The organism is Gemmatimonas sp. (assembly GCF_044344655.1).
Taxonomy (GTDB): Bacteria; Gemmatimonadota; Gemmatimonadetes; order Gemmatimonadales; family Gemmatimonadaceae; genus Gemmatimonas.
Window position 1 is genome coordinate 1 of sequence record NZ_JBIJCN010000093.1, and the last position, 2,944, is coordinate 2,944.

Annotated in this window: 3 protein-coding genes; all 3 read left to right on the forward strand. The window is 66.7% G+C overall.

The genetic code is table 11. The annotated features are described in order from the left end of the window. The first annotated feature begins 38 nt into the window (after nt 1-38). Genes ACIQ51_RS14100 through nadD form a run of 3 tightly spaced genes read left to right on the forward strand, consistent with a single transcriptional unit; the run spans nt 39 to nt 2,932 of the window. Nucleotides 39-1,406, forward strand: coding sequence for a nucleotide sugar dehydrogenase (locus tag ACIQ51_RS14100; RefSeq protein WP_396205701.1), 1,368 nt, complete (start codon nt 39-41; stop codon nt 1,404-1,406). A gap of 43 nt (nt 1,407-1,449) precedes the next feature. Continuing rightward, nucleotides 1,450-2,304 (forward strand): outer membrane protein assembly factor BamD, encoded by an 855-nt coding sequence (locus tag ACIQ51_RS14105; RefSeq protein ID WP_396205702.1) that lies wholly within the window; start codon nt 1,450-1,452, stop codon nt 2,302-2,304. 16 nt (nt 2,305-2,320) lie between these two features. Continuing rightward, nucleotides 2,321-2,932 carry a nicotinate (nicotinamide) nucleotide adenylyltransferase gene (nadD, locus tag ACIQ51_RS14110; RefSeq protein ID WP_396205703.1) on the forward strand — a complete coding sequence of 204 codons (612 nt, stop codon included), beginning with the start codon at nt 2,321-2,323 and terminating at the stop codon, nt 2,930-2,932. Nucleotides 2,933-2,944: the final 12 nt, after the last annotated feature.

Below are 2,944 nucleotides of genomic sequence, written 5' to 3' on the forward strand. Positions count from 1 at the left end.
TGAGGCCGTGCGCAGCTTCTTTGCCCGCTGAGAATCCAATGACCCATTCTGGCTCGACCAAGGACCGACTGCTTGCGGCAATTGCCGACCGTTCCGCCGTGATCGGCGTGATTGGCCTCGGGTATGTGGGGCTGCCGCTCGCGATGGAGTTCGTGAACGCCGGCTTCCGCGTGATCGGGTACGACGTGAGCCGCAAGGTGGTCGACCTGCTCATGGCGGGCCAGTCGCACATCCAGGATGTGGCCGACGCGGCGGTGCAGCGGGCGGTGGGTGAGGGGCGCTTCTTGGCCACGACCGATGAGAACCAGCTGGCCAACTGCCACGCCATTTCGATCGCCGTGCCCACACCGCTCTCCAAGACGCGTGACCCCGACATGGCCTACGTGCTGAGCGCCGCCGATGCGATCGCACGCCAGGCGCATCCGGGGCTCTGCGTGGTGCTTGAGAGTACCACCTATCCCGGCACCACCCGCGAACTGCTCCAGCCGCGCCTCGAGGCGAAGGGGCTCACGGTGGGCAGCGACATCTTCGTGGCCTTCAGCCCGGAGCGAGTGGACCCGGGCAATCCGGTCTATCACACCCGCAACACGCCCAAGGTGGTCGGCGGCGTCACGCCGGCCTGCGTAGAGGTGGCCACGGCGCTCTATCAGAGTTGCATCGATACGGTCGTGCCGGTTTCCTCACCGGAGGCGGCCGAGTTGGTCAAGCTGCTGGAAAACACCTTCCGGGCCGTGAACATCGGCCTCGTAAACGAAATCGCAATCGTCTGTGACAAACTGGGCGTGAACGTCTGGGAAGTCATCGATGCCGCCGCAACGAAGCCCTTCGGGTTCATGAAGTTCACCCCGGGGCCTGGCATCGGGGGGCACTGTATCCCGCTCGATCCGCACTATCTCGCGTGGAAGATGCGCACGCTCAACTACAAGACGCGCTTCATCGACCTGGCCAGCGAGATCAATTCGCACATGCCCGAGTGGGTCGTGCAGAAGGTCGCCGACGCGCTCAACGAGGTGCGGAAGGCCGTGCGCGGAAGCCGCGTGCTGGTCCTCGGGGTGGCCTACAAGCGTGACATCGACGATGTGCGCGAAAGCCCCGCCCTCGATGTGATCCGCCTGCTCGAGGAGCGCGGCGCCCACGTCGAGTACCACGATCCGTTCGTGGCCGAGTTCCGCGAGGACGGGCACGTCCGCACGGGGGTCGCCCTCACCGACGACACGCTGGCTTGGGCCGATGCCGTCGTGGTCATCACCGACCATACGGCCGTGGACTACCAGCGGGTCGTTGACCACGCTACCCTCGTGGTGGACACGCGCAACGTGACCGCCCGGCTGACGGCCGGTCGGGCCCGGATTGTCCCGTTGGCGTCGGGCCCCTCCCTGGGGCTCACCGCTGGCGTTGCCTCGTAACCGTGGCGAACCTGCGCCGCTTCCATCGGGTATGATCAGCCGCATGAGTTACCTACCGAACCGCGTCGAATTCCGCCTGTTGGTGCTGCTCGCCGTTGCGACGGCACTCGCGGGCTGTGGGCGCGGCTTCCAGCCGAAAGACTTCGCGACCCCCGAGGCGCTCTTCCAGGCGTCGCTGCTGGAGTTCCAGCAGAAGAAGTGGGACAACGCGCAGCTCGGGTTCGAGCGGCTGACCAGCGATCTGTCGTCGCGCGATCCCTTGCTCGCGCCGGCGTATTTCTACCTCGCCCTCACGCACGAGCGAAAGAAGGAGTTTCTGCTCGCGGCGCAGGCGTTCGAGCGGGTCACCGACGGGTTCCCCGACGACACGCTCGCCCCCACGGCGATGCTGGGCACGGGGCGCTCCTACCAGAATCTCTGGCGCCGTCCCTCGCTGGATCCGGAGCAGGGGCAGAAGGCCGCCTCCATCCTGCGGGCCCTCCTGTCGTCGTATCCCGACGCCAAGGAGACCGAGGACGCCAAGCGCCGCATCACGCAGCTCGAGGAGTGGTTCGCGCTCAAGGACTATCAGACGGCCGTGCACTACATCAAGGTGCGACCGGTCGTCGATGGCGCGATCATTTACCTCAAGGACATCGTCACCACATACCCCACGACCAAGGCCGCGCGCCTGTCGTGGCTGCGCCTCCACGAGTTGTACACGAAGATCCGTTGGAAGGAGGATGCGGCGGAAACGTGCAACGCCATGTGGAAGGCCTATCCGGGGGATGCGGAGGTTAAGCTTGCCTGCGGCGCGGCTCCCGCGGCGGCCGCGGACTCCACCGCCACGAAGGTCCCGCCAGTCGCCGTGGCCTCGCCGGCGGCCTTTGCGCGCCCGGCCCCGCGCGTGACCGGCTGAGTCCACGCACCTGACCGTGCGACTCGGCCTCTTCGGCGGCAGTTTCGACCCGCCGCACGTCGGCCATTTGATGGTGGCCCAGGACGCCACCGAGGCGTTGGACCTCGACCGGCTGCTGGTGATACCGGCCGCACGGCAGCCGCTCAAGGGAGCGGACCAGACCCCCGCCGTACATCGGCTGGCCATGGTTCGCGCCTGCTTCGACGGCACGCCGAACATCGACGTGGACCCCGTAGAAATCACGCGGGGCGGGTTATCTTTCATGGTTGACACCGTGGAGGATGTGCAGCGGCGCTGGCCCGCGGCGCACCTCCACCTGCTGATCGGCCGCGACGTGGTCCCCACGTTGCCGCGCTGGAAGGACATCGACCGTCTGCTCGGCATGGTGCGACTCGTCGTGCTGTATCGTGATACCGGCGGCGCTGTTCCTGCTCAGGAGGAGATCGGGGGCCAGATGGTGCAGGTATTGGCCACGCGGCGAATCGACGTGTCGTCAACCGAGATCAGGGCGCGGGTGCGGGACGGACGCTCCATCAGGGGCTTCGTGCCGGACGCCGTGGCGACATACATCGCATCCACCGGGTTGTATCACGAGAATTCCCGGGCGCCGGAGCGAGCGGATTCCTGAACGCCTCTAGGC

Coding starts and splice junctions, on each gene's coding strand:
- ACIQ51_RS14105 (WP_396205702.1), top strand. CDS start 1,450: ATGAGTTACCTACCGAACCGCGTCGAATTCCGCCTGTTGGTGCTGCTC.
- ACIQ51_RS14100 (WP_396205701.1), top strand. CDS start 39: ATGACCCATTCTGGCTCGACCAAGGACCGACTGCTTGCGGCAATTGCC.